We start from the raw sequence: 2,304 nt of genomic DNA on the forward strand, positions 1-2,304 counted from the left end.
TGGAAAGTTGGCCGCTGATTGAGTTGCCGGAGCTGCCGCAGTGGTTGTTAGTCGAAGCGGTTAATCAGGGCTATCGTGTCCCAGTATGGCCTCCGCTGTCAGCCTGATATTTTATATTGGCCCCGATTGCGGGGCTTTTCGTTGTACCAGCCACCACACACCCCCTATCAATCGCTCCCCGCACAGTAAATCGTCACCATACTCTCACCCTTAACCAACGGAGAGTTACCCCATGGGTGATTATCATCACGGCGTCCGTGTCACCGAAATTAACGACGGCACTCGCGTCATTTCCACTGTTTCAACCGCCATTATCGGTATGGTCTGCACCGGCGACGATGCGGACGAAACCGCATTCCCGCTTAATACCCCGGTACTCATTACCAACGTGTTAGCCGCTGCCGGTAAAGCCGGTAAAAAAGGCACACTGGCCGCGTCCTTGCTGGCGATTGCGGAACAGGCGCGCCCTGTCACGATTGTGGTGCGGGTGGAGGCCGGTAAAGATGAGACAGAAACCACCTCCAATATTATCGGCGGCGCTGACGAGAACGGCCGCTACACTGGCATGAAAGCGCTGTTAGATGCGCAGTCAGTCACCGGCCAGCGCCCGCGCATTTTGGGTGTGCCGGGGCTGGATAATCTGGCGGTATCGACGGCACTGGCGGGCATTTGTCAGAAGTTGCGCGCCTTTGGTTATATCAGCGCCTATGGTTGCAAAACGCTATCCGAGGCTATTTTGTACCGTGACAATTTCAGCCAGCGTGAGCTGATGTTGATTTGGCCGGACTTTCTGAGCTGGAACACCACCGCCAACAGTACCGATATTGCTTATGCCACCGCCCGCGCCCTTGGCCTGCGCGCCAAGATTGACCAAGAAACGGGCTGGCATAAAACCTTGTCTAACGTCGGCGTGAATGGCGTCACCGGTATCTCTGCCAGCGTCTACTGGGATTTGCAGACCGTCGGCACTGACGCTGACCTGCTAAACCAAGCCTGCGTAACCACGCTAATCCGCAAAGACGGTTTCAAGTTTTGGGGTTCGCGCACCTGTTCTGATGACCCGCTATTCGCCTTTGAGAACTACACCCGCACCGCACAAATTCTGGCTGACACCATGGCCGAGGCGCAGTTGTGGGCCATAGACCGCCCGATGCACCCCACACTGGTACGCGACATGATTGGCAGCATCAACGCCAAATTCCGCGAAATGAAATCCGCCGGGCTGATTATTGACGGCACTTGCTGGTATGACGACAGCGCCAACGATAAAGACACCCTAAAAGCGGGCAAGCTCTATATCGATTATGACTATACGCCAGTGCCACCACTGGAAGATTTAACCCTGCGCCAGCGCATCACCGACAGCTATCTGGTGGAGTTCGCCGCCGCCGTCAACAGCTAAGGAAACCTGAACTATGGCACTGCCACGTAAGCTGAAAATGATGAATGTTTTTAACGATGGCCGGGATTACTTTGGGGTTGTGTCCTCAATCACCTTGCCGAAACTCACCCGAAAACTGGAGAACTACCGGGGTGGTGGGATGAATGGCGCGGCCCCTATCGATTTGGGTCTGGACGATGACGCTCTGGTGATGGAGTGGTCAATGGGCGGCATTGACGAGCTGGTGTTGCAGCAATGGGGAACGCCCAAAGTTGACGCGGTTCCGCTGCGTTTTGCTGGGGCTTACCAGCGTGACGACACCGGCGAAGTGACAGCGGTAGAAGTCGAAATCCGTGGCCGTCATAAAGAGATTGACGGTGGCGAATCCAAACAAGGGGAAGACACCGAAACCAAGGTATCCACCCAATGCACCTACTACAAGCTGACCATTGATAACAAGGTCGTGATTGAGATTGATGTGGTTAACCTGATTGAACGGGTTAACGGTGTTGACCTGCTGGCTGCCCAACGCAAGGCCATTGGCCGCTAATCCCTGACGGCCAGTGTTAACCCACTGGCCTCCCTGACTGAACTGGAAAAAATCATGAAAAAAGTGACTGCGAAAACTGAGCCTGCCGCCGAGATTAACGAGAATCTGGTGGTACTGGATACCCCACTAAAGCGCGGCGATACCCTGATTACTGAAATTGAGGTTTACCGCCCCAATGCCGGGGCTTTACGTGGGGTGAGGCTGCTCGATGTAGCCAATGCTGATGTCGATGCGCTGATTATTGTGTTGCCGCGTATCACCTCACCGACACTGACTGCCGCAGAATGCAACCGTCTGGAGTTGCCCGATTTAGTGGCGCTGGCCGGTAAGGTGGTTGGTTTTTTATCACCGAAACAGGGGGCGTAAAGCTCGA

3 protein-coding genes and 1 pseudogene are annotated in these 2,304 nt (G+C 54.8%); all 4 read left to right on the top strand.

What is annotated here, in order from left to right; all coding sequences use genetic code 11:
- Positions 1 to 107, top strand: a pseudogene (locus OVO64_RS20350) (phage tail protein); the annotation flags it as partial.
- A gap of 125 nt (positions 108 to 232) precedes the next feature.
- Positions 233 to 1,402 (top strand): phage tail sheath protein, encoded by a 1,170-nt coding sequence (locus OVO64_RS20355; protein ID WP_145510052.1) that lies wholly within the window; start codon positions 233 to 235, stop codon positions 1,400 to 1,402.
- A gap of 13 nt (positions 1,403 to 1,415) precedes the next feature.
- Entirely contained in the window at positions 1,416 to 1,931 is a 516-nt protein-coding gene (locus OVO64_RS20360) for a phage major tail tube protein (RefSeq protein WP_145510053.1), read from the top strand.
- A gap of 54 nt (positions 1,932 to 1,985) precedes the next feature.
- A complete protein-coding gene (locus OVO64_RS20365) occupies positions 1,986 to 2,297 on the top strand; it encodes a phage tail assembly protein (protein WP_145510054.1) in 312 nt (103 codons plus the stop codon).
- Positions 2,298 to 2,304: the final 7 nt, after the last annotated feature.

Source organism: Yersinia sp. Marseille-Q5920 (assembly GCF_946902935.1).
In the GTDB taxonomy this organism is placed as follows: Bacteria; Pseudomonadota; Gammaproteobacteria; order Enterobacterales; family Enterobacteriaceae; genus Yersinia; species Yersinia rochesterensis.

What these genes read in the sequence shown, in the direction of transcription:
- OVO64_RS20365 (WP_145510054.1), top strand. Translation starts at nt 1,986, where the DNA reads ATGAAAAAAGTGACTGCGAAAACTGAGCCTGCCGCCGAGATTAACGAG.
- OVO64_RS20360 (WP_145510053.1), top strand. Translation starts at nt 1,416, where the DNA reads ATGGCACTGCCACGTAAGCTGAAAATGATGAATGTTTTTAACGATGGC.
- OVO64_RS20355 (WP_145510052.1), top strand. Translation starts at nt 233, where the DNA reads ATGGGTGATTATCATCACGGCGTCCGTGTCACCGAAATTAACGACGGC.